Annotated in this window: 23 protein-coding genes; 15 read left to right on the top strand and 8 right to left on the bottom strand. The window is 63.3% G+C overall.

The features are described from left to right. Positions 1-25: 25 nt before the first annotated feature. Complete coding sequence (locus tag E8E95_RS25150) at positions 26-655, bottom strand: response regulator transcription factor (RefSeq protein ID WP_280354722.1); 630 nt, start codon at positions 653-655, stop codon at positions 26-28. Next, the gene (locus E8E95_RS25145) at positions 652-3,042 is read right to left on the bottom strand and encodes a transporter substrate-binding domain-containing protein (RefSeq protein WP_280354720.1); all 2,391 of its coding nucleotides are present in this window, start codon (positions 3,040-3,042) and stop codon (positions 652-654) included. The genes E8E95_RS25150 and E8E95_RS25145 overlap by 4 nt, the downstream gene beginning before the upstream one ends. 135 nt (positions 3,043-3,177) lie before the next feature. Here E8E95_RS25145 and E8E95_RS25140 point away from each other — a divergent pair, with 135 nt between their 5' ends. Further along, on the top strand, positions 3,178-4,194 hold the full coding sequence (locus E8E95_RS25140) for an alpha/beta hydrolase family protein (protein ID WP_280354718.1): 1,017 nt from the start codon (positions 3,178-3,180) through the stop codon (positions 4,192-4,194). 4 nt (positions 4,195-4,198) lie between these two features. Here E8E95_RS25140 and E8E95_RS25135 read toward each other — a convergent pair whose 3' ends face one another. From E8E95_RS25135 to E8E95_RS25125, 3 genes are read right to left on the bottom strand one after another with little or no spacing between them, the layout of a single operon-like run. Continuing rightward, on the bottom strand, positions 4,199-4,966 hold the full coding sequence (locus tag E8E95_RS25135; protein ID WP_280354716.1) for a TerB family tellurite resistance protein: 768 nt from the start codon (positions 4,964-4,966) through the stop codon (positions 4,199-4,201). Continuing rightward, entirely contained in the window at positions 4,967-5,638 is a 672-nt protein-coding gene (gene murU / locus E8E95_RS25130) for an N-acetylmuramate alpha-1-phosphate uridylyltransferase MurU (RefSeq protein ID WP_280354714.1), read from the bottom strand. It abuts the gene before it with no gap. Continuing rightward, positions 5,635-6,660 carry a phosphotransferase gene (locus E8E95_RS25125; protein WP_280354785.1) on the bottom strand — a complete coding sequence of 342 codons (1,026 nt, stop codon included), beginning with the start codon at positions 6,658-6,660 and terminating at the stop codon, positions 5,635-5,637. Before E8E95_RS25125 ends, murU begins: the two co-directional genes overlap by 4 nt. A 126-nt stretch (positions 6,661-6,786) precedes the next feature. On the opposite strand from E8E95_RS25125, the gene E8E95_RS25120 reads away from it, so the two are divergent. The 12 genes from E8E95_RS25120 to E8E95_RS25065 all read left to right on the top strand — a co-directional run bounded on the left by E8E95_RS25120 (position 6,787) and on the right by E8E95_RS25065 (position 21,423). Then, positions 6,787-9,582, top strand: a complete 2,796-nt coding sequence (locus E8E95_RS25120) for an LPS-assembly protein LptD (protein ID WP_280354713.1) — start codon at positions 6,787-6,789, stop codon at positions 9,580-9,582. Next, on the top strand, positions 9,563-10,855 hold the full coding sequence (locus tag E8E95_RS25115) for a peptidylprolyl isomerase (RefSeq protein WP_280354711.1): 1,293 nt from the start codon (positions 9,563-9,565) through the stop codon (positions 10,853-10,855). Before E8E95_RS25120 ends, E8E95_RS25115 begins: the two co-directional genes overlap by 20 nt. A gap of 75 nt (positions 10,856-10,930) precedes the next feature. Continuing rightward, positions 10,931-11,947 carry a 4-hydroxythreonine-4-phosphate dehydrogenase PdxA gene (gene pdxA / locus E8E95_RS25110; RefSeq protein WP_280354709.1) on the top strand — a complete coding sequence of 339 codons (1,017 nt, stop codon included), beginning with the start codon at positions 10,931-10,933 and terminating at the stop codon, positions 11,945-11,947. Positions 11,948-12,046: 99 nt separating this feature from the next. Further along, positions 12,047-12,853 (top strand): 16S rRNA (adenine(1518)-N(6)/adenine(1519)-N(6))-dimethyltransferase RsmA, encoded by an 807-nt coding sequence (gene rsmA / locus E8E95_RS25105; RefSeq protein ID WP_280354707.1) that lies wholly within the window; start codon positions 12,047-12,049, stop codon positions 12,851-12,853. 31 nt (positions 12,854-12,884) lie between these two features. Further along, positions 12,885-13,265: a Co2+/Mg2+ efflux protein ApaG gene (gene apaG / locus E8E95_RS25100; protein ID WP_179058115.1), complete on the top strand. Its 381-nt coding sequence runs from the start codon at positions 12,885-12,887 to the stop codon at positions 13,263-13,265. A 10-nt stretch (positions 13,266-13,275) separates the two neighbouring features. Next, positions 13,276-14,103 carry a symmetrical bis(5'-nucleosyl)-tetraphosphatase gene (locus E8E95_RS25095; protein WP_280354704.1) on the top strand — a complete coding sequence of 276 codons (828 nt, stop codon included), beginning with the start codon at positions 13,276-13,278 and terminating at the stop codon, positions 14,101-14,103. Then, positions 14,096-14,425, top strand: a complete 330-nt coding sequence (glpE, locus tag E8E95_RS25090) for a thiosulfate sulfurtransferase GlpE (RefSeq protein ID WP_280354703.1) — start codon at positions 14,096-14,098, stop codon at positions 14,423-14,425. The genes E8E95_RS25095 and glpE overlap by 8 nt, the downstream gene beginning before the upstream one ends. Positions 14,426-14,712: 287 nt before the next feature. Then, complete coding sequence (locus E8E95_RS25085) at positions 14,713-16,635, top strand: PrkA family serine protein kinase (protein WP_280354702.1); 1,923 nt, start codon at positions 14,713-14,715, stop codon at positions 16,633-16,635. Positions 16,636-16,733: 98 nt separating this feature from the next. Beyond that, positions 16,734-18,005, top strand: a complete 1,272-nt coding sequence (locus tag E8E95_RS25080; protein WP_077520821.1) for a YeaH/YhbH family protein — start codon at positions 16,734-16,736, stop codon at positions 18,003-18,005. Between the two features lie 13 nt (positions 18,006-18,018). Next, the gene (locus tag E8E95_RS25075) at positions 18,019-19,584 is read left to right on the top strand and encodes a SpoVR family protein (protein WP_280354701.1); all 1,566 of its coding nucleotides are present in this window, start codon (positions 18,019-18,021) and stop codon (positions 19,582-19,584) included. Between the two features lie 64 nt (positions 19,585-19,648). Then, positions 19,649-20,158 carry a DUF4136 domain-containing protein gene (locus E8E95_RS25070; RefSeq protein WP_280354700.1) on the top strand — a complete coding sequence of 170 codons (510 nt, stop codon included), beginning with the start codon at positions 19,649-19,651 and terminating at the stop codon, positions 20,156-20,158. Between the two features lie 32 nt (positions 20,159-20,190). Next, positions 20,191-21,423 carry a multifunctional CCA addition/repair protein gene (locus E8E95_RS25065; protein WP_280354699.1) on the top strand — a complete coding sequence of 411 codons (1,233 nt, stop codon included), beginning with the start codon at positions 20,191-20,193 and terminating at the stop codon, positions 21,421-21,423. On the opposite strand, the gene folK is transcribed toward E8E95_RS25065, so the two are convergent. Together folK and folB are read right to left on the bottom strand one after the other, a co-directional pair. Then, a complete protein-coding gene (gene folK / locus E8E95_RS25060) occupies positions 21,396-21,938 on the bottom strand; it encodes a 2-amino-4-hydroxy-6-hydroxymethyldihydropteridine diphosphokinase (RefSeq protein WP_280354698.1) in 543 nt (180 codons plus the stop codon). The two genes, E8E95_RS25065 and folK, sit on opposite strands and share 28 nt — an antisense overlap. Further along, the gene (gene folB / locus E8E95_RS25055) at positions 21,929-22,282 is read right to left on the bottom strand and encodes a dihydroneopterin aldolase (RefSeq protein ID WP_280354697.1); all 354 of its coding nucleotides are present in this window, start codon (positions 22,280-22,282) and stop codon (positions 21,929-21,931) included. Before folB ends, folK begins: the two co-directional genes overlap by 10 nt. Positions 22,283-22,333: 51 nt before the next feature. Between folB and plsY the strand changes: the two genes are divergently transcribed. Further along, positions 22,334-22,903: a glycerol-3-phosphate 1-O-acyltransferase PlsY gene (plsY, locus tag E8E95_RS25050; protein WP_280354696.1), complete on the top strand. Its 570-nt coding sequence runs from the start codon at positions 22,334-22,336 to the stop codon at positions 22,901-22,903. Between the two features lie 30 nt (positions 22,904-22,933). Here plsY and tsaD read toward each other — a convergent pair whose 3' ends face one another. Next, a complete protein-coding gene (tsaD, locus tag E8E95_RS25045; protein ID WP_280354695.1) occupies positions 22,934-23,959 on the bottom strand; it encodes a tRNA (adenosine(37)-N6)-threonylcarbamoyltransferase complex transferase subunit TsaD in 1,026 nt (341 codons plus the stop codon). A gap of 206 nt (positions 23,960-24,165) precedes the next feature. On the opposite strand from tsaD, the gene rpsU reads away from it, so the two are divergent. Then, entirely contained in the window at positions 24,166-24,381 is a 216-nt protein-coding gene (gene rpsU, locus E8E95_RS25040) for a 30S ribosomal protein S21 (protein ID WP_003085057.1), read from the top strand. The last annotated feature ends 3 nt before the right edge of the window (positions 24,382-24,384 follow it).

The raw sequence follows: 24,384 nt of genomic DNA, 5'->3' as shown, positions 1-24,384 counted from the left end.
AAATCGCAGCGCGATTGTCGGACATTCACAGCAGCTTGTGCTCGACCGCGTACTTCACCAGGTCCGCGACCGAGTGCAATCCCAGCTTCTGCATCAGGCGGGCCTTGTGGGTGCTCACCGTCTTGCTGCTGACCGCCAGCTGCTGGGCGATTTCGTTCACACCTTCGCCCCGTACGAGGCGCTCGAACACCGAGAACTCGCGCTCTGAAAGCAGCGTATGGGCCGGGCGGGCGTCCGTCAGGCCCACCTCGAAGACCATGCGGTCGGCGAGATCGGGGTCGATGTAGCGACCTCCCGCGGCCACCTTGCGGATCGCAGTGAGCAACAGGGCTGGATCACTGTCCTTGGTGGCATAGCCGGCAGCGCCGATCTTCAGGGCCCGCGCGGCCATTTGCGCTTCGTCGTGCATGGACAGCACCAGCACCGCCGGCGGATTGCCAAGGGCGCGGATGCGCGGAATGGCCTCCAGGCCGTTGACGCCGGGCATGGAGATGTCCAGCAGCACCACTTCGCAGGGTGTCTGGCGCAGGGTTTCCATCAGTTGCTCGCCATTGCCGGCCTCCCCCGCCACGCAGAGGTCTTTGGCCAGGCCGATGAGCTGCTTGATGCCCTCGCGGACGATGGTGTGGTCTTCTGCCACCAGTACTCGGATCACGCCACTTTCTCCTTATCCAATGCCACGCGCACGCAAAGGGTGGTGCCCTCGCCCGGCTGGCTCTCGATCTGCAGGCTGCCGCCCAACATCAGTACGCGCTCGCGCATGCCCACCAGGCCGAACGAACTGCCGCTTCTGACGCCGGTATCGAACCCCCGGCCATCATCGCTGATGCGCAGGCAGAGCGTGCCGCCCTCTTCACTCAGGCGAACCGCGACAGTATGCGCCTCGGCGTGACGCATGACGTTGGTCAGCGCCTCCTGCAGCACTCGGAACAGGCCTACTGCCTTGGCATCGGACAGCTGCGGCAACTGCTCGGGCACTTCCACCAGGCAGGGTATCTGCGTACGCGCCTCGAATCGCCTGGCCTGCCACTCGATGGCCGAGGCGATGCCGGCATCGAGAATCGGCGGGCGCAGTGCCGTCGCCACGTCACGCACCAGCTGGAAGAGCTGCGCAATCAGGCGCTTCATGCTGTCCAGGCGTTCACGTAGACCCGGGTCGAGTCCGGCGAAGGCCAGCTCGCACATGGAGGTTTCCAGCTTCAGGACGGTAAGCACCTGGCCCAGTTCGTCGTGCACCTCACGGGCAATGCGGGCCTTTTCTTCTTCGCGCACGCTTTCCAGGTGGGCCGACAAGTCCCGGAGCTGCGCGCGGGAAGCTGCCAGCTCCAGCTCGATCTGCTTGTTCTCGGTGATATCCCAGACCACGCCATCCCAGACCGCACGACCGTCGTCGAAGATCCGCGCACCGGCCTTGATGTCGGCCCAGCGCAGCGCGCCATCGCGGGTGAGAATGCGGCCCTGCCAGTGCCAATCGCGATCGGCGTCCAGTGCCTGAAGCTGGCTCTGCCAGTAGCCGTCGCGGTCGTCCGGATGAACCAGGCCGCGAATACCACGTCCCGTATCCAGCAACTCACTGGCGCTGTAGCCCACCAGGCCTTCGCTGCCTTCACCGATGAAGGCGAAATTGGACGGCGCACCTGCTTTCGGCCGCTCGAGACGGAAGACCAGGCCGGGCACGTTGGAGGCAATGCCCTTGAGGCGTGCTTCACTTTCTTCCAGGGCCTCGCGTGCTCGGCGGCGCTCGGTGGCATCGGAGAGGAACACCACCAGGTATTCGGAAGAGCCGAAGCGCAGGAAGCTCAGCGACACATCTGCTGGAAGCCAGGCGCCGTCGGGACGCAGGCAACGGGTCTCGAAGCTCAGCGGGCCTTCGTCACTGTTGCGTGCACGGCGCCAGAGATTGAGCCAGCGATCCATGTTCAGCTCGGGCTGGAAATCCGCCAGGGGGCGATCTGCAAGACTGCCTGGCCGATAACCCAGCATCTGCTCAGCAGCGCGGTTGGCGTAGCGCACGTGGCTGTCCCAGTTCACCCAGAGAATGCCCAGGGTGCTGTGGTCGATGGAAAACTGGGTAAGGCGCAGCGCTTCTTCGGCAGCCTCGCGCAGCTGCAGTGCATGGCGCGAATCCAGCAGTTGCCGCTCCAGCCGACGCTGCTGTCGGCGCAGCCAGGTGATGATGACTGCCGCTGTGAGCAACAGCGCGCCGAGAAACAGGCTGAGGTTCTGCCAGAAGCCGCTGGATTCTCCGAGGCGGGGATACTTGGGCTGCAGCCAGCGCTCATGCAACTGGTCGAGGTCCTTCGGCGGCAGGTTGCGCAAGGCGATGTCGACGATGGCAGCCAGTTCCGGCCAGTCCCGCCTCGAGGCGACCCGCAGCAGCTGCGGGAAACCGATGTCGCCGACCACTGCGAGCCCGGTGAACTCCTGTTCGCGAGACAGCCGGCTGAGCTGGGCCTCGTCGAGCACGGCATAGCGGACCTGCTCGGCCAGCAACGCCTGCAGGGCCTGCCGCTCGCTGCCCATGGGCTTGAGATTGAGGTTGGAGTAGGTCGCGCGCAAGTAGTCGGCCACTGGACTCGGCTGGCGCAGGGCAACCGGCGATGTAGCGTCGAGCTGCTCCAGGTCCACCGCGCCATTACCCTCGCGCTCGCCCACCAGCAACTGCGAGACGCGCATGTAGGGATCGGAGAACAGCCACAGGCGCAAGCCGGCGGGCGTCTGTCCGAGACCGGGGGCAAGGTCGATCTGTCCGGAGCGCAGGCCCTGTTCCAGTTCGCCCTGACTGTCGTAGGTGTGCCAGACCAACTCGACACCCATGGACCTGGCCAGCCAGTTCATCAACTCGACGTTGGCTCCGGAGAGTTGCTGCAGGCGCCGATCCAGCTGGACGTAAGGCGCTTGCAGCACGGCACCCACACGGAGTTGCCCATGATTCTCGAGCCATTGCCGCTGGCCGTCGTCCAGCGGCAGCGCCGTGGGTGCAGCCAAGGCAGGTATCGCCAGGCAGCAGGCGAACAGGAAGGAAAGGAGCGCACGGATCATCGAGGACCAACCGCAACAAGGAGAAACAGCCGACATACCTTACTCCAGCCACGGTCAACCATGCGAAGGCTCGGCCTGACAAAAACCCATCGAGCCATTAGGCTCCTGTTTCCCAGCTCGACCAGGAATGCCCAGATGCCTCGCGCCCTTCGCCTGCCCCTTGCAGCCCTTTGCCTAGCGCTATTGCCTGCCTCACCTGCCGTCCTGGGGGAAGAGGACTCCGCGACAGCGCCCAAGGAACCTGCATCAGCAGTAGAGCGCGCGCCGCTGGAGGAACGTAGCCAGGAGGATTCCACCAGCCTGGAGCGCCAGATCCCGATCCGGGATCAACAGCGGCTCAAGGCAGGGGAAGAGGCTTTCCTCGCGCTCTGGCAGCCGGCCAATGTCAGCGCTCCCGAGGGGTTGGTGATCCTGCTGCCCGGCGACGGCGAAACGGCCGACTGGCCAGAGGCGATCGGCCCATTGCGGCGCGGCCTGCCGAATTCCGGCTGGAGCACCCTCGCCCTGACACTGCCCGACCCCAGCGACGATCCGCTGCCACCACGCCCGCTGAAGACCGAGGAACCGACCAAGGCGGAACCGGCGGTGAGCCCAGAGAAAGCCCAGGAAGAAGGCCCGGCCAACACCGAGCAGGCCGGAAGCGCCGAACCCAACACCGACCCGGCGCCGCCACCGCTGTCTCGCGACGCCATCCAGAAGACTCAGACGGACCGCGTGTTCGCCCGGATCGAGGCGGCACTCGCCTTCGCGCGCCAGCAGAAGCCCAAGGCCATCGTGCTGCTGGGCCATGGCACCGGTGCCTATTGGGCGGCACAGTTCCTTGCCGCCAATGAGCCGCAAGACGTACGTAATCTTCTATTGGTAGCGGCGGAGTTGCCTGCTGGCTATGCACCAGCGCTGGAGGACTCACTACCCGAATTGAAACTGGCCACTGGCGACTTCTACTACAAGGACCAGCCAGCCGACCGCGACGCCGCCCTGCGTCGCAGTCACGCGAGCAAGCGGCAGAAGCACCCGGCCTACATCCAGATCGCCATGAAGGGCCTGCCAGGCGACCGCACCACCGAGCAGGAGCAGCTCATCCGGCGCATCCGTGGCTGGCTGAGCCTGCATCTGGAAGCGGGTACCGGTAAAGCGCCCACGGACGGCTGAAGCCTCAGCGGAATCCGTGACGCTCGCGGATGAGGTTGTAGGCGCTTTGCAATTCGCGGGTGCGGTCGGTCGCAGCACGCACCACGGCCGGGCTGGCACCCGAACCGGCCAGCTTGTCCGGGTGGTTCTGGCTGAGCAGTCGGCGGTAGGCCCGTTTGATCACCGCGGGTTCACAATCGGCCGTCACGCCCAGCAGGGTCAAGGCGTCCCTGTAGCTGTTAGCGCGTTTGGGCGGCAATCCCTGCGGGGTGTCGTAGCCCGCCCCCAGCGCCTCGATCCGGGAAGCTGCGAGCCCCAGCCAGCCTCCCCATTGCAGGATGAGTTCGCGCTCGCGCTTGCCGATCCGACCATCCGCCGCAGCCATCTGCCAGCAGCTGCGCAGCAGGCGTTCCACCGTGGCCCGCTCATCCTTCAGCTTGTGCAACGCAGGGTGCAGGTTGTCGCCGCTCGACTTGCCCCGGTTGAAGGCGGCGATGGCACGACGGGTGCCCGCTTCGTCCAGCCCGATGCGCTTCATTTCCGATCGCGCCTGCTGGATGTGCGCCTCCTGAACCCGCCCATCGCTCTTGGCCAGGCGTCCCAGCAGGATGAACAACAGGTCCCGCTGATCGATGGCGGGATCGCCACGCAAGCGCGCACGCAACGCATCCCAGGAATCAAGGTGCAGACGCCGGTCGAGTACATGCCCCAGCAAACCGCCGAGCATGGCTCCCGGGATGTTCGCCAAGGCGAATCCGGCGGCAGCGCCGATCAGGGTAGCGGGCCAGATCACTCAGGCCTCCGTCATCAGCAGACGTTCGACTTCCGCCAGGCGCTCGTGGGTGCCCACGTCGACCCAACGCCCGGCGAATCGCTCGCCAGTCACCTGGCCCGCGGCCATCGCCTGACGCAGCAACGGCGCCAGTTTGAAGGCCCCTGCCTGACACCCTTCGAACAGACGCGGATGGAGCACGGCGATACCGCTGTAGGTGAGACTCGACTCGCCTGCCACTGCATCACGCACTCGACCATTCTCCAGGACAAAGTCGCCGTGGGGATGGTGCGTCGGGTTGTCTACCAGCACCAGGTGCGCCAAGCCGTCCAGCGGTCGGCGCAGATGGCTGAACTCGAAGTCGGTCCAGACATCGCCATTCACGATGAGGAAAGGCTCATCGCCCAGCAGCGGCAAGGCTTGGAAAATGCCGCCGCCGGTTTCCAGCGGTTCGCCTTCTGCCGAGTAACGGATGGACAAGCCGAAGCGCGCACCATCGCCCAGGTGATCTTCGATCTGCTGGCCGAGCCAGGCATGGTTGATCACCAGTTCGTTGAAGCCGGCCTTCGCCAGGGCCTGGAGGTGAAACTCGATCAGCGGGGTGCCGGCGGCACGAACCAGCGGCTTTGGGGTATGCAGGGTCAGGGGGCGCATGCGCTCACCCTTGCCGGCCGCGAGGATCATCGCCTTCATGGTTGGACGGCCTCGTCCCGCGGAAGGCTGGCCAACAGTTCACCCAGCTCCGCCAGTTCGGGACGGCGTTCGATCACTTCCTTTATATAGGCAAAGAAGCGCGGCACATCGCCCAGGTACTTGGGCTTGCCATCGCGATGGCAGATGCGCGCGAAAATGCCGATGACCTTGAGGTGGCGCTGCACGCCCATCAGGTCGCTGGCACGGCGGAACTCGGCGAAGTCGGGCTGGACCGGGATGCCGGCTTCGCGGGCCAGGTTCCAGTAACGCTCCAGCCAGCCTACGACACGCTCTTCAGGCCAACTGAGGAAGGCGTCCTTGAACAGGCAGGTCACGTCGTAGGTCACCGGACCGTAGACGGCGTCCTGGAAATCCAGCACGCCGGGGTTGGGGGTGCTGAGCATCAGGTTGCGCGGCATGTAGTCCCGGTGCACCAGCACCTGCGGCTGTGCCAGGGCGCTGCCGATCAGCAAGTCGGAAATACGCTGCCAGGCAGCCAGGCGCTCACCTTCCAGTTCGATGCCCAGATGATGTTGCAGGTACCACTCGGGGAAAAGCTGCAGCTCGCGACGCAGCAGCGCGTCGTCGTAACTGGGCATGGGCACATCGAGGCTGCGCTTCTGGAAAGTCAGCAGTGCTTTCAGGGCATCGTCGAACAACGAGTCGGCGTTCTCCGCATCGATGACTTCGAGGTAGGTCTGGCGCCCCAGGTCGTCGAGGATCAGGAAGCCTTGCTCCACATCGGCGGCGAGAATACGCGGCACGTGCACGCCGGCCTCGGCGAGCATTCCGGCCACTTTGACGAAGGGACGGCAATCCTCTCGGGGCGGCGGAGCATCCATCAGGATCAGGGTGCGGCCTTCGGCCTGCCAGCGGAAGTAACGACGGAAGCTGGCGTCACTGCTGGCCGGAACCAGCTCGGCGGCCGGCACGGGGCCCCAGCCTTCGGCAGCGAACAGGGTGGGCAACTGCTGATCAAGCCACTGGCTCAGCTGCTGAAGTCGCAGGTCTTCATGGTGCATCGGGTGGTCTCCGGCGGCGCTAGCCGTTGTGCGGGTCATGCTTTATTATCCAGCATCTTTTTCAGCCCATCGAGAGGCGTGCGGCCCTAGCGGGTCGAAGGCGCGCAGGAAGCCCGGACTAACAAGATGGCAGTAAGATCCCCCGCGTTTCGTAGAAAGTTCCCCCTGCTGGTGACCGGCAGCCTGCTGGCCCTCCAGCCAGTAGCCACCTCATTCGTCGTCGCCGCAGAGCAATTCGACTGCCAGGCTTCCACAACTGGCGGGTGGGCATGCGCGCCCAAAGCCAGCACAGAGAGCCTGCCACCGCGCCCCGTGCACAGCGGCAGTGCCGTGAGCTCGACCATTGGCGCCGCTCCCCAGGCCACCCAGGAAGGTGAAGCCGAAGGCAGCGATACCACTCTGGTGACCGAGGCCGAAGGCAAGGGCCTGGCATCCCGCAGCGCCGACTACAGTCACCTCGACTGGGTGCCGCGCGACAAACTCACGCCCGCGCAACTGGCCGAAGCCGGTCCTTACTGCGCCGGTGCCTACATCGAGCCGCCGCGTCCGGGCATGGATGACAGCACGCCGATGGAGGATGCGCCAACCTACATCTCCGCCAAGGCCTCGCGCTACGAGCAGGAGAAACAGATTGCCACCCTCGCCGGGGACGTCGTCCTGCGCCAAGGCAGCATGCAGGTGGAAGCCAACGAGGCCAACCTGCACCAGGCGGAAAACCGTGGCGAACTGATCGGTAACGTCAAGCTGCGCGACAAGGGCGCCCTGGTTGTCGGCGATCGCGCCGAACTGCAACTGGACAACGGCGAAGCCAAGGTCGACAACGCCGAATACGTCCTGCACCAGTCGCACACCCGTGGTAGCGCGCTGTACGCCAAGCGCCAGGAAGACGCCATAATCCGCCTGAAGGACGGTACCTACACCCGTTGCGAACCAGGCGATAACGCGTGGCACCTGAAGGGCAACAACATCAAGCTGAATCCGGCCACCGGCTTCGGCACCGCGACCAACGTCACGCTGCGGGTCAAGGACATTCCGGTGTTCTATACCCCGTACATCTATTTCCCGATCGACGACCGTCGTCAGTCCGGCTTCCTGCCGCCGACCATCGGCACCAGCACCGACACCGGCTTCCTGCTGGTCACGCCGTACTACTTCAACCTGGCGCCGAACTACGACGCCACCCTGTATCCGCGTTACATGTCCAAGCGCGGCCTGCTGATGGAAGGCGAGTTCCGCTACCTGACCCACAGCAGCGAAGGCCAGCTGGGCGCCGCGTATCTCAATGACAAGGAAGATGAGCGCGAGCTCATGTCCGAGTTCGAGGAGAAGCGTTGGCTGTACAACTGGAAACACATCGGCGGGCTGGACTCCCGGCTGCTGGCGGAAGTCGACTACACCGACATCAGCGATCCGTACTACTTCGACGACCTGGATACCGACCTGGGTGTGGACACCCCCACTTTCGTCAACCAGCGCGGCACCCTGACCTATCGCGGCGATTCCTACACCGCGAAGCTGAATGCCCATGCTTACGAGCTGGCGACGATTTCCGATGCCACTCCGTATGATCGCCTGCCGCAGATCACCCTGGACGGCGCGCTGCCGTTCCAGCCCGGCGGGCTCAACTTCGACTACAGCACTGAGTTTGTACGTTTCGACCGGGATTTGCGTAAGGGCGATTTCTTCGACATCGATGGCAACCCAACGCCATGGCTCGACGAAAATACCTTCGGCCTGGCACGCGCCAATGGTGACCGCACCCACCTTGAACCCAGTGTCAGCCTGCCAATGAACTGGACATGGGGCTTCCTCAAGCCGCAGGTCAAGTACGCCTATACCCAATATGATCTGAGCCTTGACAGCACCGGCAAGAGCGATCTTGCACTGGTCAACCAGGACTTCGACAGCAATCCGGATCGCCAACTGCCCATCTACAGTGTCGATAGCGGCCTCTACTTCGACCGGAAGACCCAGTTCTTTGGCAAGAACTACACGCAGACCCTGGAACCGCGCCTGTTCTACCTCTACGTGCCGGAAGAAGACCAGGACGATATTCCGGTCTTCGATACTGGCGAGTACACCTTCAACTACGCCTCGCTGTTCCGCGACAACCGCTTCTCCGGCCGTGATCGCATCGGCGACGCCAACCAGGTCTCTCTGGGCGTGACCAACCGCTGGATCGAGTCCAATGGCTTCGAGCGCCAGCGCTTCAGCATCGGCCAGGCGTTCTACTTCCAGGATCGGAAGGTACAACTGCCGGGTATCGACGCCGACACCCGTGCCGACGCTCAGGCCTCGGTTTCACCTTACGCGCTGGAATACCTGTACCGTTTCAACCGCGACTGGCGCCTCACCTCGGACTTCAACTGGGACCCGGATTCCCATCGCACCCGCTCCGGCAGCGCGATGTTCCACTACCAGCCTGAAGACAACCCGAACAAGGTGATCAACGCCGGCTATCGCTACCGCAACGACACCATCCGCTACGACCAGACAACTGGCCAATGGACGTTCAGCCCCGACTACGGCACGCCCACATTGGCGAATGGCCAGCCCAACCCGAACTTCATCAAGGACTACTACAAGATCAGCCAGCACGACTTCTCCGTCATCTGGCCGATCGTCCCGCAATGGAGTGCTCTGGCTCGCTGGCAGTATGACTACAGCCAGAACCGTACCCTGGAAGCCTTTGGCGGCTTCGAGTACGACAGTTGCTGCTGGAAGCTGCGCTTGATCAACCGCTACTGGGTCGACTACGACGAATTCGACCAGACCCCGGATTCAACCAACGAAAGTGGCGATCACGGGATCTTCCTGCAAATCGTCCTGAAGGGTCTCGGTGGCGTCGTGGGCAACCAGACCGAAAGCTTCCTGGATAAAGGCATTCAAGGTTACCGTGAACGTGAAGACCAAGCTCTCTGATTGTCTGCGCCCGCTGCTGTTGGGCGCCATGCTACTCGGCGGCCTCGTGCACGCCGATGTTCGCTCCATCGACCGCGTGGTCGCCATTGTCGATAACGATGTGATCATGCAGAGCCAGCTCGACCAGCGCCTGCGTGAAGTGCAGCAGACCATTGCCAAGCGCGGCGCTTCGCTGCCGCCTGAACATGTGCTCAGCCAGCAGGTGCTGGAACGCCTGATCATCGAGAACATCCAGCTGCAGATCGGCGACCGCTCCGGCATCCGTATCGCCGACGAAGAACTGAACCAGGCCATCGAAGCCATCGCCCAGCGCAATGGCATGACGGTCGACCAGTTCCGCGGCGCGCTCGCCCGTGACGGCCTGTCCTATGACGACGCGCGCGACCAGGTTCGTCGCGAGATGGTCATCAGCCGTGTACGCCAGCGTCGCGTCGCCGAACGTATCCAGGTCACCGATCAGGAAGTGCAGAACTTCCTGGCCTCCGACATGGGCAAGATCCAGCTGTCCGAAGAGTTCCGCTTGGCCAATATCCTGATCCCGGTACCGGAAGGCTCCTCGCCCAGCACCATTCAGGCTGCCGAGCGCCAGGCCCAGGAGCTGCACCAGCAGCTGCAACAGGGTGCTGACTTCGCCCAACTGGCCATCTCCCGCTCCGCCGGTGAAACCGCCCTGGAAGGCGGCGAGATCGGCTGGCGCAAGGCTGCTCAACTGCCCCCGCCCTTCGACGCCATGATCAGCGCCCTGCAACCCGGCCAGGTGACCGATCCGGTTCGCACCCCAGGCGGCTTCATCATCCTGAAGCTGCTGGAAAAGCGTGGCGGCGACACCCTGGTTCGCGACGAAGTACACGTCCGCCACATCCTGCTCAAGCCCAGCGAAATTCGCAGCGAAGCAGACACCAAGCGACTTGCCGAGCGTCTTTACGAGCGCATCCAGTCCGGCGAAGACTTCGCTGAACTGGCGAAAAGCTTCTCCGAAGACCCGGGTTCGGCCCTCAACGGCGGCGACCTGAACTGGATCGACCCCAACGCCCTGGTGCCGGAATTCCGTGAAGTCATGGGCAAGACACCGGCCGGCGAGCTATCCAAGCCGTTCAAGAGCGCCTATGGCTGGCACGTGCTGGAAGTGATGGGCCGCCGCGCCACCGACAGCAGCGAGAAGTTCCGCGAACAGCAGGCCATGAACATCCTGCGCAATCGCAAGTACGACGAAGAGCTGCAGGCCTGGCTGCGCCAGATCCGCGACGAAGCGTACGTCGAAACCAAGCTGTAAATCCCGAGCGAGTCTCAGTCGTGCGCTGGCGGTACAATCGCCGCCAGCGTATCGGCCCCCTGCACAGGACTCGCCATGACATCCCTTCGTTTCGCGCTCACTCCCGGTGAACCCGCCGGCATCGGCCCCGACCTCTGCCTGCTGCTTTCCCGCTCCGCCCAACCCCATGCACTCATCGCCATCGCCAGCCGCGAACTGCTCGAGCAACGCGCCGGCGAATTGGGTCTCTCCATCCAGCTGATCGAGGTCGATCCCGCCCAACTCCCGGATGCGCCTGCGCCTGCCGGCAGCCTCTATGTCTGGGACACGCCCCTGCGAGCCGCAGTCGATCCGGGACAACTGGCACCGGCAAACGCCGACTATGTACTGGACACCCTCACCCGCGCGGGCCAAGGCTGCCTCGACGGCCTCTTCGCCGGGATGATCACCGCTCCGGTGCACAAAGGCGTGATCAACGAGGCCGGCATCGCCTTCTCCGGACATACCGAATTCCTCGCGGAGCTCACCGCGACGCGCCAGGTTGTGATGATGCTGGCGACTCGTGGCCTGCGGGTCGCGCTGGTAACCACCCACCTGCCACTCAAGGACGTCGCAGCGGCCATTACTCCGGACCGATTGCAACGGGTCAGCCGCATCCTGCATGCCGACCTGGTGAACAAGTTCGGCATCGCCCAGCCGCGCATCCTGGTTTGCGGCCTGAATCCCCACGCCGGTGAAGGGGGCCACCTCGGCCGGGAGGAGCTGGAGGTCATCGAGCCAACCCTGGAAGGCCTGCGTGCCGAAGGTTTGAACCTGATCGGCCCGCTGCCGGCGGACACCCTGTTCACGCCGAAGCACCTCGAACACTGTGACGCCGTGCTCGCCATGTACCACGACCAGGGCCTGCCAGTGCTCAAGTACAAGGGTTTCGGTGCAGCGGTGAACGTCACCCTGGGCCTGCCGATCATCCGCACTTCGGTGGACCACGGTACGGCCCTTGACCTGGCCGGCACCGGCCGGATCGACTGCGGCAGCCTCGAGGTCGCGCTGGAGACCGCCTACCAGATGGCCGCCGCGCAGCAACGCAGCCATTGCGCCCCCGCGCCGCTTTGATGCTCCAGCCTTAGGCGGCGTGGGCCCGCGCCTGATAAACTGCGCGATTCAGTTTCCACGCCAGGCCCTCCGGCCTGGCCCCAAGGCCCGGAGCCTTCGATGTCCGAACACTACCAACACCGCGCGCGCAAGCGTTTCGGCCAGAACTTCCTGCATGACGCTGGCGTCATCTATCGCATCCTGCGCAGCATCCATGCCCGCGAAGGCGAGCGCCTGCTGGAAATCGGCCCGGGCCAGGGCGCCCTTACCGAAGGCTTGCTCAGCAGCGGTGCCCAGCTCGATGTGATCGAGCTGGACCTCGACCTGATCCCCATCCTGCAGCACAAGTTCGGTCAGTTACCCAACTTCCGCCTCAACCAGGGCGATGCGCTGAAGTTCGACTTCCGCCGGCTCGATGCCGCACCGCACAGCCTGCGTGTGGTGGGTAACCTGCCGTACAACATCTCCACGCCGCTGATCTTCCACCTGCTTGCCCACGCGGACCTGATCCGCGACATGCACTTCATGCTGCAGAAGGAAGTGGTGGAGCGCCTGGCCGCCGAGCCGGGTGGCGGCGACTGGGGTCGGCTTTCGATCATGGTCCAGTACCACTGTCGCGTGGAGCACCTGTTCAATGTCGGACCGGGCGCATTCAACCCGCCGCCCAAGGTGGATTCGGCCATCGTGAGGCTGGTGCCGCACGAAGTCCTGCCACATCCAGCCAAGGATGTCGCCATGCTGGAGCGCGTCGTGCGCGAAGCCTTCAATCAGCGGCGCAAGACCCTGCGCAATACCCTCAAGGGCCTGCTTGACGCTGCCGCCATCGAAGCAGCGGGTGTCGACGGCGGCCTGCGTCCGGAGCAACTGGACCTCGCTGCCTTTGTCCGCCTGGCTGATCAACTGGCTGCGGCGGATCCCAAACCCTAGACTCCATATCCAGCTACTCGAGAGCCTTCGCGTGTCCGATCCCCGATATAAGGTCGACGTCAGCGTCGTCACCCGCTTCCTCCCGGAACAATCGCAGCCGGACGAGAATCGCTTTGCCTTCGCCTACACCGTGACCATCCACAACAATGGCGAGCTGCCGGCCAAGCTGCTCACCCGCCATTGGGTGATCACAGATGGCGACGGCCACGTACAGGAAGTCCGTGGTGCCGGCGTAGTTGGCCAGCAGCCCCTGATCGCCCCCGGCGCCAGCCACACCTATACCAGCGGGACCGTCATGGCCACGCGGGTCGGCAGCATGCAGGGCAGCTATCAGATGGTCGCCGACGACGGCAAACGCTTTGACGCCATCATCGCGCCCTTCAGCCTCGCCGTTCCCGGCTCGCTGCACTGAGAGCACCGGCATGACGACCTATGCGGTTGGCGATCTCCAGGGTTGCCTGGATCAGCTGAAGTGCCTGCTTGAGCAAGTGCGATTCGATCCGGCAAAGGATGAGCTGTGGCTGGTGGGTGACCTGGTCAACCGCGGCCCGAAGTCCCTGGAGACCCTGCGTTTCCTCTATTCGATCCGCGATTCGGTAGTGTGCGTGCTTGGCAACCACGACCTGCACCTTCTCGCCGTGGCCAACAACATCGAACGACTGCGCAAAGCCGATACCTTGCGCGAGATCCTCGACGCACCGGACCGTGCCGAACTGCTCGACTGGCTGCGCCAGCAGAAGCTGCTGCACTACGACGAGCAACGGGATATCGCCCTCGTTCACGCCGGCATCCCGCCCCAGTGGTCGCTCAAGAAGGCGCTGAAACGCGCTGCCGAGGTGGAAGAGGCCTTGCGGGACGACGCACGCCTGCCTCTGTTCCTCGACGGCATGTACGGCAACGAGCCGGCCAAATGGGATGGTGATCTGCAAGGCGTCACGCGCCTGCGGGTGATCACCAACTACTTCACGCGCATGCGCTTCTGCCGTGCCGACGGCACCCTGGACCTCAAGTCGAAGGAAGGCCTGGACACGGCGCCTCCGGGATACTCTCCCTGGTTCAGCTTCCCCGAGCGCAAGACCCGTGGGCAGAAGATCATCTTCGGCCACTGGGCGGCCCTGGAAGGCAATTGCAACGAACCCGGCCTGTACGCCCTCGACACCGGCTGCGTCTGGGGCGGCAGCATGACTCTTTTGAACATCGACAGTGGCGAGCAGATCAACTGCAGCTGCGAGGAGAACCGCCATGAGTGAATTCCAACGCATTCCGCCCGAACAGGCGCAAACCCTGCGCGAACACGGCGCCGTGGTGGTGGACATCCGCGATCCGCAGAGCTTCGCCCTGGGCCATATCAGCGGCTCGCACCACCTGGACAACTACTCCCTGCCCGACTTCATCGCCCAGGCCGACTTCGACAAGCCGCTGATCGTCACCTGCTATCACGGCAACTCCAGCCAGGGCGCGGCCGCCTACCTCGCCCATCAGGGTTTCTCCGAGGTCTACAGCCTCGATGGCGGCTTCGAACTGTGGCGGAGCGTCTATCCCGGGGAAGTCGCCCAGGGCAACCTCGAATAAAAAATTTTCGGTGAGGCGCAACCCCGCGCCATCACTGGCTTGGCGTCACTTCTCCGACGGACGGTAATCCCCTGTTATCGATCCGTAATGCTTGACCTTGCCGATAACGAACTACTCTTAGCTCAGGCCATCCAAAAAAGGGGAGAGCCGGTACACCGGTTCCGGGCCATCGGCAGCGACCATTCAGGTGTTCTGGGGGAATTCAATCGGCCGACCTTCTTCGGCTGACTGCCCGCACCCGCACAACCGACCCCGCGCCGGCTTCCTGATTCCAGCGAGGTGACGTCATGAGCATTTTCAGCCACTTCCAACAACGCTTCGAAGCGACTCGCCAGGAGGAATATTCCCTTCAGGAATACCTCGACCTGTGCAAACAGGACCGCAGTGCCTACGCCACCGCCGCCGAACGTATGCTCATGGCAATCGGTGACCCGGAACTGCTCGACACCTCGCTCGATCCGAGGCTGTCACGGATCTTCTCCAACAAGGTGATCCGTCGTTATCCGGCCTTTGCCGACTTCCATGGCATGGAAGAGTGCATCGACCAGATCGTTTCCTACTTCCGCCATGCTGCCCAAGGCCTGGAAGAGAAGAAGCAGATCCTTTATCTCCTCGGCCCGGTAGGTGGCGGCAAGTCCTCCCTGGCAGAGAAGCTCAAGCAGCTCATGGAACGCGTTCCTTTTTATGCCATCAAGGGATCGCCAGTCTTCGAATCGCCCCTGGGTCTGTTCAATGCCGACGAGGACGGTGCCATTCTCGAAGAGGAATACGGCATCCCGCGGCGTTACCTGCGCTCGGTGATCTCGCCCTGGGCGACCAAGCGCCTGAACGAATTCGGCGGCGACATCAGCAAGTTCCGCGTGGTCAAGCTCTACCCCTCGATCCTCAACCAGATCGCCATTGCCAAGACCGAGCCCGGCGACGAGAACAACCAGGACATTTCCGCCCTGGTGGGCAAGGTGGATATCCGCAAGCTCGAGGAATTCCCGCAGAACGACGCCGACGCCTACAGCTTCTCGGGCGCGCTGTGCCGGGCCAACCAGGGCCTGATGGAATTCGTCGAGATGTTCAAGGCGCCGATCAAGGTGCTGCACCCGTTGCTGACCGCCACCCAGGAAGGCAACTACAACAGCACCGAGGGGCTGGGCGGTTTGCCGTTCAGCGGCATCATCCTGGCCCACTCGAACGAATCGGAATGGCACAGCTTCCGCAACAACAAGAACAACGAGGCCTTCATCGACCGGATCTACATCGTCAAGGTGCCCTACTGCCTGCGGGTCGCCGACGAGATCAAGATCTACGACAAGCTGCTCGTCGGCAGCTCCCTGGCCCACGCCCACTGCGCGCCGGACACCCTGCGCATGCTGGCGCAGTTCTCCGTGCTGTCACGCCTGAAGGAGCCGGAGAACTCCAACATCTATTCGAAGATGCGTGTCTACGATGGTGAGAACCTTAAGGACACAGATCCGAAAGCGAAGTCGATTCAGGAGTATCGCGATACGGCAGGCGTGGACGAAGGCATGAACGGCCTGTCGACCCGCTTCGCCTTCAAGATCCTCTCCAAGGTGTTCAACTTCGACCCGCACGAAGTGGCAGCCAACCCGGTGCACCTCCTTTATGTGCTGGAACAGCAGATCGAACAGGAGCAGTTCCCGGCCGAAATGCGCGAGCGCTACCTGCGCTACATCAAGGAGTACCTGGCGCCGCGCTACATCGAGTTCATCGGCAAGGAAATCCAGACTGCCTACCTGGAGTCCTACAGCGAATACGGCCAGAACATCTTCGACCGCTATGTGCTGTACGCGGATTTCTGGATCCAGGATCAGGAATACCGCGACCCGGAAACCGGCGAAATCCTCAATCGCGTAGCCCTGAACGAGGAGCTGGAGAAAATCGAGAAGCCCGCCGGCATCAGCAACCCGAAGGATTTCCGCAACGAGATCGTCAACTTCGTGCTGCGCGCCCGGGCCAACAACAACGGCAAGAACCCCAGCTGGCTCAGCTACGAGAAGCTGCGCGTGGTCATCGAGAAGAAAATGTTCTCCAACACCGAGGATCTCCTGCCGGTCATCAGCTTCAATGCCAAGGGGAGCAAGGAGGAGCAGCAGAAGCACAACGACTTCGTCAAACGCATGGTCGAGCGCGGCTATACGGAGAAACAGGTACGCCTGCTGTCCGAATGGTACCTGCGGGTACGCAAGTCGCAGTAAAACAGTCTCAAGCTGCAAGTCAGGAACACGCCAGCCGGAGGCGCCGTATCGTACGGCGTCCTCCGCGCTTTGCAGCCTGAAGCTCCCCGGAGGGGTCTATGAGCTACGTCATCGACAGGCGATTGAACGGCAAGAACAAGAGCACCGTGAACCGGCAGCGGTTCCTGCGGCGCTACCGCGAGCACATCAAGAAGGCCGTGGAGGAGGCCGTCAGCCGCCGCTCCATCACCGACATGGAGCATGGCGAACAGATCAGCATTCCCGGCCGTGACATCGACGAACCGGTTTTGCACCACGGTCGCGGTGGCCGCCAGACCATCGTCCACCCCGGCAACAAGGAATTCACCACCGGTGACCGCATCCCCCGACCCCAGGGCGGCGGCGGTGGGCGCGGGGGCGGCAAGGCCAGCAATCAGGGCGAGGGCATGGACGACTTCGTCTTCCAGATCACTCAGGAGGAATTCCTCGACTTCATGTTCGAGGACCTCGAGCTGCCCAACCTGGTAAAGCGCCACCTCACCGGGTCCGACACCTTCAAGACCGTGCGGGCGGGCATCAGCAACGAAGGCAACCCGTCGCGCATCAACATCGTCCGCACCCTGCGCTCGGCCCACGCCCGCCGCATCGCGCTCTCCGGCAGCAGTCGCGGCAAGCTGAAGGTAGCGAAAGCGGAGCTGGAACGCCTGAAGCGCGAGGAACCGGACAACTTCGGCGATATCCAGGAACTTGAGGCAGAAATCGCCAGGCTTCGCGCCAGGATCGAGCGAGTCCCCTTCCTCGACACCTTCGACCTCAAGTACAACCTGCTGGTCAAGCAGCCCAACCCATCGTCCAAGGCGGTGATGTTCTGCCTGATGGACGTCTCGGGCTCCATGACCCAGGCCACCAAGGACATCGCCAAGCGCTTCTTCATCCTCCTTTACCTCTTCCTCAAGCGGAACTACGACAAGATCGAGGTCGTGTTCATCCGCCACCACACCAGCGCCCGCGAGGTGGACGAGGAAGAGTTCTTCTACTCCCGGGAAACCGGCGGCACCATCGTCTCCAGCGCGCTCAAGCTGATGCAGGAGATCATGGCCGAGCGCTACCCCATCAATGAATGGAATATCTATGCCGCCCAGGCTTCGGACGGCGACAACTGGAACGACGATTCACCCATCTGCCGGGATATCCTGATCAAGCAGATCATGCCGTTCGTGCAGTACTACACCTACGTCGAGATCACTCCGCGCGAGCATCAGGCGCTGTGGTACGAGTACGAACAGGTCTGCGAAGCGTTCGGCGATACCTTCGCCCAGCAACAGATCGTCTCGGCGGCGGATATCTACCCGGTGTTCCGCGAGCTGTTCCATCGCAGGCTCGTGACCTGAGGGGAGGCGTGAAATGACTGCCAGCAAGAAGGAACGCAAGCCCATTTCCACAGGGTCGGAATGGACCTTCGACCTGATCCGCACCTACGACCGCGAGATCAGCAGGATCGCCGAGCGCTATGCGCTGGACACCTACCCAAACCAGATCGAAGTGATCAGCGCCGAGCAGATGATGGACGCCTATGCGTCAGTCGGCATGCCCATCGGCTATCACCACTGGTCCTACGGCAAGCACTTTCTCGCCACCGAGAAGGGTTACTCGCGGGGCCAGATGGGCCTCGCCTACGAGATCGTGATCAACTCCGACCCCTGCATCGCCTATCTGATGGAGGAAAACACCATCACCATGCAGGCCCTGGTCATCGCTCATGCCTGCTACGGCCACAATAGCTTCTTCAAGGGCAACTACCTGTTCCGCACCTGGACCGACGCCAGCTCGATCATCGACTACCTGGTGTTCGCCAAGCAGTACATCAATCTGTGCGAAGAGCGCCACGGCATCGATGCGGTGGAAGACCTACTCGACTCCTGCCACGCCCTGATGAACTACGGCGTGGACCGCTACAAACGGCCCTACCCCATTTCCGCCGAGGAGGAACGGCGCCGGCAGAAAGAACGTGAAGAACACCTGCAGAAGCAGATCAACGACCTCTGGCGCACCATTCCCAAGGGCGCCGGCAAGGGTGGCGAGAAGGACAACCAGCGTTTCCCCGCCGAACCGCAGGAAAACATCCTCTACTTCATCGAGAAGCACGCCCCCCTGCTGGAACCCTGGCAGCGGGAAGTGGTGCGCATCGTGCGCAAGGTCGCCCAGTACTTCTATCCACAACGCCAGACCCAGGTGATGAACGAAGGCTGGGCCACCTTCTGGCACTACACGCTTCTCAATGACCTGTACGACGAAGGGCTCGTCACCGAAGGCTTCATGATGGAGTTCCTGCAATCGCACACCAGCGTGGTCTACCAGCCGCCCTTCGACAGCCCCTACTACAGCGGCATCAACCCCTACGCCCTGGGCTTCGCGATGTACCGCGACATCCGCCGCATCTGCGAGGAACCCACGGAGGAAGACCGCCACTGGTTCCCGGACATCGCCGGCAGCGACTGGCTGTCAACGCTCAAGTTCGCCATGAACAGCTTCAAGGATGAAAGCTTCATCCTGCAGTTCCTGTCACCCAAGGTGATCCGCGACTTCAAGCTGTTCAGCATCCTCGACGACGACCAGAAGGATGAGCTGTACGTCCCGGCCATCCATGACGAGCAAGGCTACCGGCTGATCCGCGAAACCCTGGCCGCCCAGTACAACCTCGGCAACCGCGAACCCAACGTGCAGATCTGGAGCGTGGATCGTCGTGGCGATCGCTCGCTCACCCTGCGCCACCAGCAGCACGACCGCAAACCCCTGGGGGAGTCCACCGACGAGGTACTCAAGCACCTGCACCGGCTTTGGGGCTTCGATATCCACCTGGAAACCCGTTACGGCGAACAGATCACAGGGAGTCATCACGTCCCCCCAAAGGGGGAGCGCACTGAGGACGGGGAATACCCGCGCCTGGACCTGATCATTCCACCCATTTGATCGGTTGACCGCGTGCCCGGCCCACGCCGAGCATGCGGTTCACCCCTATGGGAGCCGCCCTCAGATGCGCCTGTTCCTCGTCCTGCTGCTGTGTCTGGCCCTGGCCACCTGCTCCACGTCCATCCCGCAAATCCGCATCCTGCAACCGGCCAGTGCCGAACTGGCCGGGCGCAGCAGCTTTGCGCTGGTGCCGCCGGAACAGGCGGTGAACGGTGAGCTGCCGTATCGGGAGCGCTACGCCCAGCTCGCCCCTCTGATCCGGCAGGAGCTGGAAGCCCGCGGCTATCGCGCTGAAGGCAATGCACAGTTGCAGGTGTACTACTGGCTGGCCGTGAACAATCAGCCGCTCGAATTCAAGGTCGATCAGGCGCCCCCCAGTCCCCTTGGTCCCTACCAGGCCATCCACCGACTGCGTGACGAGACTGGAACCTTGCGCCTGCGCCTGACCGATCCCGCCGGCAAGGTACTTTGGGAAGGCTTGGCCAGCACCGGCCTCAGCCCCTCCTGGGACAGTGCCGAACTGCTCGAAAACGCAGTAAGGGCGCTGATCGGGCAGATTCCTGCAACCCACTAGACTGCTATCCTCCGCAGCCACGGAGGCAACACATGCAGATATACAAAGTCGGTGGCGCGGTACGCGACCGCCTGTTGAATCGCGCCATCACCGAGAACGATTGGGTCGTGGTGGGCGCCACCGCTGAAGAAATGCTGGAAAAGGGTTACCGCCCAGTGGGCGCGGACTTCCCGGTGTTCCTGCATCCGCAGACCGGCGAGGAATATGCCCTGGCGCGCACCGAGCGCAAGAGTGGACGCGGCTACGGCGGCTTCACCTTCTACGCCAGCCCGGATGTGACCCTGGAACAGGACCTGATTCGCCGGGATCTCACGGTCAACGCCATGGCCGAGGATGACCACGGCAATCTCATCGACCCCTATGACGGCCAGAAAGACCTCGAATCCCGCGTACTGCGCCACGTCTCCCCCGCTTTCGCCGAAGACCCGCTGCGAGTCCTGCGCGTCGCACGATTCGCCGCACGCTATGCGCCCCTGGGCTTCACCGTCGCGCCGGAAACCCTTGAGCTGATGCGGCAGATCGCCGAATCAGGCGAACTGGATGCCCTGACACCGGAGCGCAGCTGGAAAGAAATCTCTCGCGCCCTGATGGAGCCACGCCCGGACGTGTTCATCCAGGTGCTGCACGAATGCGGCGCCCTGGCAGCCTGGTTGCCTGAAGTGGACGGCCTGTTCGGCGTGCCGCAGCCGGCGCAACATCACCCGGAAGTCGACACCGGCGTGCACGTGCTGGTCGTCCTGCGCCAGTGCGCCGAGCACGACCAGCCGCTGACCGTACGCTGGGCCAGCCTGTTGCACGACCTGGGCAAGGGCCTGACCCCAGAAGAGGAATGGCCCCAGCACATCGCCCACGAAAAGCGCGGCCTGAAACTGATCAAGGCCATCAATGAGCGCTGCAAGGCGCCCCGCGACTGCCAGGAACTGGCACTGTTGGTCGGCGAGTATCACACCCACGCCCATCGCGCCCTGGAACTGCGCGCCTCCACCCTGCTGGAGCTCTTGCAAAGCTTCGACGTCTACCGCCGGCCGCAGCGCTTCGAAGAGTTCGTCGCCGCCAGTGAGATGGACGCGCGCGGCCGCACCGGTCTAGAGCATCGCGACTATCCGCAGGCCGCCTATCTGCTGGGCGCAGCCCAGGCTGCCCGCCAAGTCGCCGTGCAACCGCTGCTGGAAAAGGGATTGAAGGGAGCCGAATTGGGCGAAGCGCTCAAGGCCGAGCGCCTCAAGGCACTCAAGGCTTACAAGGAAGGTGGCGGGAAGGCCTGAATCAGCCCGGGCGGCGTCAGCTCGACGCCGCGCCAGGAGAAGGATGCCGGCCAGAGTGCCTGCTCGATAGCGGCACGCTCCCAGAGCTCAGCGAAGCCTCGATGTTCGCCGGGATGCTGAAGCTCGGGCGCCAGCAGCGACAGGGGCCAGAGCACGAAAGCATTTTTCAGCACTTCCGGGCGCGGCAGGATGAGGCCGTCGAAGTTCCCCACGCGATCGCCATACAGCAGCACGTCGATGTCCAGCGGCAGTCCCTTGCGGCCCGGCGCATAACGACCGTTGTCAGCCTCGATCTCCTTCAGGCGGCGATCCAGTTCGTGCAAGGACAGGTCGGTGAGGGCGGCCACCACGAAATTGAAGAAGTTCCCGCTCTTGATACCCACGGGAAAGCTTTCGAACACCGGAGAGCAGCGAATGTCCTGGAGGAATCCGTCCAGCGCCTCGAGCCCGGCGGTCAGATTCCGCTCACGCTCGATATTGCTGCCGAGGCCAAGGTAGATACGAGTCAGCGACATCCGCGCTCGATCTCCACGCCAACGCTGCTGGCTGCCGGTACGGCACCGGGTTTGTGCAGCTTCAGGCGGACCCAGGGAATATTGAACTCGGTCATCAGCACAGCCACCAGGCGCTCAGCGAAGGTTTCCACCAGGAGGAACTGCGCCTCGGCGGCGAACGCCTGGATGCGCTGGGAAACGGCGGCATAGTCGAGTGCTTTCTCGAGGTCGTCGCCAGCAGCGGCCGGTCGGTTGTCCCAGGCCAGATGCAGGTCCAGTCGCAGGCACTGGCGGATACTGCGCTCCCAGTCATAGGCACCGATTACGGTGTCCACTTCCAGACCCTCGATGAAAACCGTGTCCACGTCAGTGCTGCCCCGCTAGAATCGGGACTTCCTCGCCCCGGAATGGATACCATGTTTTGGCTGCTGGCGACTCTCGCCTACCTGCTCGGATCGTTGTCCTTCGCCATTCTGCTCAGCCGACTCTTCGGCACGGGCGACCCACGTGCCCAGGGTTCCGGCAACCCTGGCGCCACCAATATGTTGCGGGTGGCGGGAAAGAAACTTGCGATCCTGACCCTGCTTGGCGACCTGCTCAAAGGCGTGTTGCCGGTACTGGTCGCCCATCTCTGTGGCTTCGACATCCAACAGCAGGCCTGGGTCGGCCTCGCAGCGGTGCTCGGGCACCTTTATCCCATTTACTTCCGATTTCGCGGCGGCAAGGGTGTCGCCACCGCCGCCGGCATGCTGCTCGGCCTGTATCCACCGGCAGCACTACTGGCCATTTGCGCCTGGGCGCTGACCTTCTACCTGACTCGTACCAGTTCGCTGGCGGCCTTGATCGCCACGCCGCTCACACTGCCGCTGCTGGCCTGGCAACAACCCGGCGCGCTGCTACCGATGACAGTGCTGACCGGACTTATCGTCTGGCGCCATCGCGGCAATCTACGCGACCTTTTCGCAGGACGCGAACGGCATTTCTGAACGTCTGCGTGAAATCGACTCACCCAGTAATCAGACTGGGGGCAGTTGCTCCATCGACCAACGCGCCTGTACACCAATCGCCGGGCCATCCTGCTGGCCCGCCAGCAAACGCTGGCAGCCGGCGTAAGCGATCATCGCGCCGTTGTCGGTGCAGAAACGCGGCCGTGCATAGAACACATCACCCTTCAGCTCACCGAGCATCTTGGCCAAGGCCTGGCGCAACGACTGGTTGGCGCTGACACCGCCGGCGATCACCAGGCGCTTGAGACCGGTCTGCTTGAGCGCGCGACGGCACTTGATGGTGAGAGTCTCCACCACCGCCTGTTCGAAGGCCAGAGCGATGTCGCAACGGGTTTGCTCGCCGTCGTCTCCAGCATCGCGGCAGCGCTGCCAGGTATTGAGGGCGAAGGTCTTGAGGCCGCTGAAAGAGAAGTCCAGGCCGGGACGATCGGTCATCGGCCGTGGGAACACGAAGCGGCCGGGGGTGCCGCTCTGGGCCAGCCGCGCGATTTCCGGACCGCCCGGATAACCGAGGCCGATCAGCTTGGCGGTCTTGTCGAAGGCTTCGCCCGCGGCGTCGTCCACCGACTCGCCGAGCAACTGGTAGCGGCCGATGCCATCCACCCGCACCAACTGGGTGTGACCACCCGAAACCAGCAAGGCGATGAACGGGAACTCCGGCGGCGTTTCTTCCAGCATGGGCGCCAGCAAGTGGCCTTCCATATGGTGGACACCAAGCGCCGGCACGCCCCAGGCGAACGCCAGGGCCTGGGCACAGGAGGCCCCCACCAGCAGCGCGCCAACCAGGCCGGGACCCGCGGTGTAGGCGATGCCGTCGATATCCTCGGGCTTGCGACCGGCCTCTTCCAGCACTTCGCGCAGCAGCGGCAGCAGGCGCTTCACATGGTCGCGGGACGCCAGCTCGGGCACGACGCCGCCGTAGACCCGATGCAGGTCGATCTGACTGAACAGCGCATCGGCCAGCAGGCCGCGTTCACTGTCATAAAGGGCGACGCCGGTTTCGTCGCAGGAGGTTTCCAACCCCAGCACTAGCATGGGTACGCGCCTTTCTGGCCTGGCAAAAGAAGAAGGCGCGAATCATAATCGCCGCCCCCTGCGCCGACCAGCGGTTTTCGACTGAAGGCTTTGCATTCCGTGCCCTGAGGCGTTAATATCCGCAGCCCTTGAAATCCGACGCGCCACCGAGCCAGCTTTTGCCGGAATGCGTCGACCATTCGGTAATTGATGAAGGTACGACCTGGATGCCAGCCGTCAAAGTTAAAGAGAACGAACCCTTCGACGTAGCTCTGCGTCGTTTCAAGCGCTCCTGCGAGAAAGCCGGCGTACTGGCCGAAGTTCGCAGCCGTGAGTTTTACGAGAAGCCCACTGCAGAGCGCAAGCGCAAAGCCGCCGCCGCGGTCAAGCGTCACGCCAAGAAAGTGCAGCGCGAGCAGCGTCGCCGCGAGCGCCTGTACTGAGTT

Origin of the sequence: Pseudomonas sp. BN414 (assembly GCF_029871275.1) — a bacterium.
GTDB lineage: Bacteria > Pseudomonadota > Gammaproteobacteria > Pseudomonadales > Pseudomonadaceae > Metapseudomonas > Metapseudomonas resinovorans_C.
The sequence above is the reverse complement of the archived record's forward strand: the minus strand, read 5'-3'. Positions and strand labels throughout refer to the sequence as shown.

Bases quoted from the DNA above. Each gene is read 5' to 3' on its own strand.
- E8E95_RS25145 (WP_280354720.1), bottom strand. From the start codon at position 3,042: ATGATCCGTGCGCTCCTTTCCTTCCTGTTCGCCTGCTGCCTGGCGATA.
- E8E95_RS25140 (WP_280354718.1), top strand. From the start codon at position 3,178: ATGCCTCGCGCCCTTCGCCTGCCCCTTGCAGCCCTTTGCCTAGCGCTA.
- murU (WP_280354714.1), bottom strand. From the start codon at position 5,638: ATGAAGGCGATGATCCTCGCGGCCGGCAAGGGTGAGCGCATGCGCCCC.
- E8E95_RS25125 (WP_280354785.1), bottom strand. From the start codon at position 6,660: ATGCACCATGAAGACCTGCGACTTCAGCAGCTGAGCCAGTGGCTTGAT.
- E8E95_RS25120 (WP_280354713.1), top strand. From the start codon at position 6,787: ATGGCAGTAAGATCCCCCGCGTTTCGTAGAAAGTTCCCCCTGCTGGTG.
- pdxA (WP_280354709.1), top strand. From the start codon at position 10,931: ATGACATCCCTTCGTTTCGCGCTCACTCCCGGTGAACCCGCCGGCATC.
- rsmA (WP_280354707.1), top strand. From the start codon at position 12,047: ATGTCCGAACACTACCAACACCGCGCGCGCAAGCGTTTCGGCCAGAAC.
- E8E95_RS25095 (WP_280354704.1), top strand. From the start codon at position 13,276: ATGACGACCTATGCGGTTGGCGATCTCCAGGGTTGCCTGGATCAGCTG.
- glpE (WP_280354703.1), top strand. From the start codon at position 14,096: ATGAGTGAATTCCAACGCATTCCGCCCGAACAGGCGCAAACCCTGCGC.
- E8E95_RS25085 (WP_280354702.1), top strand. From the start codon at position 14,713: ATGAGCATTTTCAGCCACTTCCAACAACGCTTCGAAGCGACTCGCCAG.
- E8E95_RS25080 (WP_077520821.1), top strand. From the start codon at position 16,734: ATGAGCTACGTCATCGACAGGCGATTGAACGGCAAGAACAAGAGCACC.
- E8E95_RS25075 (WP_280354701.1), top strand. From the start codon at position 18,019: ATGACTGCCAGCAAGAAGGAACGCAAGCCCATTTCCACAGGGTCGGAA.
- E8E95_RS25070 (WP_280354700.1), top strand. From the start codon at position 19,649: ATGCGCCTGTTCCTCGTCCTGCTGCTGTGTCTGGCCCTGGCCACCTGC.
- E8E95_RS25065 (WP_280354699.1), top strand. From the start codon at position 20,191: ATGCAGATATACAAAGTCGGTGGCGCGGTACGCGACCGCCTGTTGAAT.
- folK (WP_280354698.1), bottom strand. From the start codon at position 21,938: ATGTCGCTGACTCGTATCTACCTTGGCCTCGGCAGCAATATCGAGCGT.
- plsY (WP_280354696.1), top strand. From the start codon at position 22,334: ATGTTTTGGCTGCTGGCGACTCTCGCCTACCTGCTCGGATCGTTGTCC.
- tsaD (WP_280354695.1), bottom strand. From the start codon at position 23,959: ATGCTAGTGCTGGGGTTGGAAACCTCCTGCGACGAAACCGGCGTCGCC.
- rpsU (WP_003085057.1), top strand. From the start codon at position 24,166: ATGCCAGCCGTCAAAGTTAAAGAGAACGAACCCTTCGACGTAGCTCTG.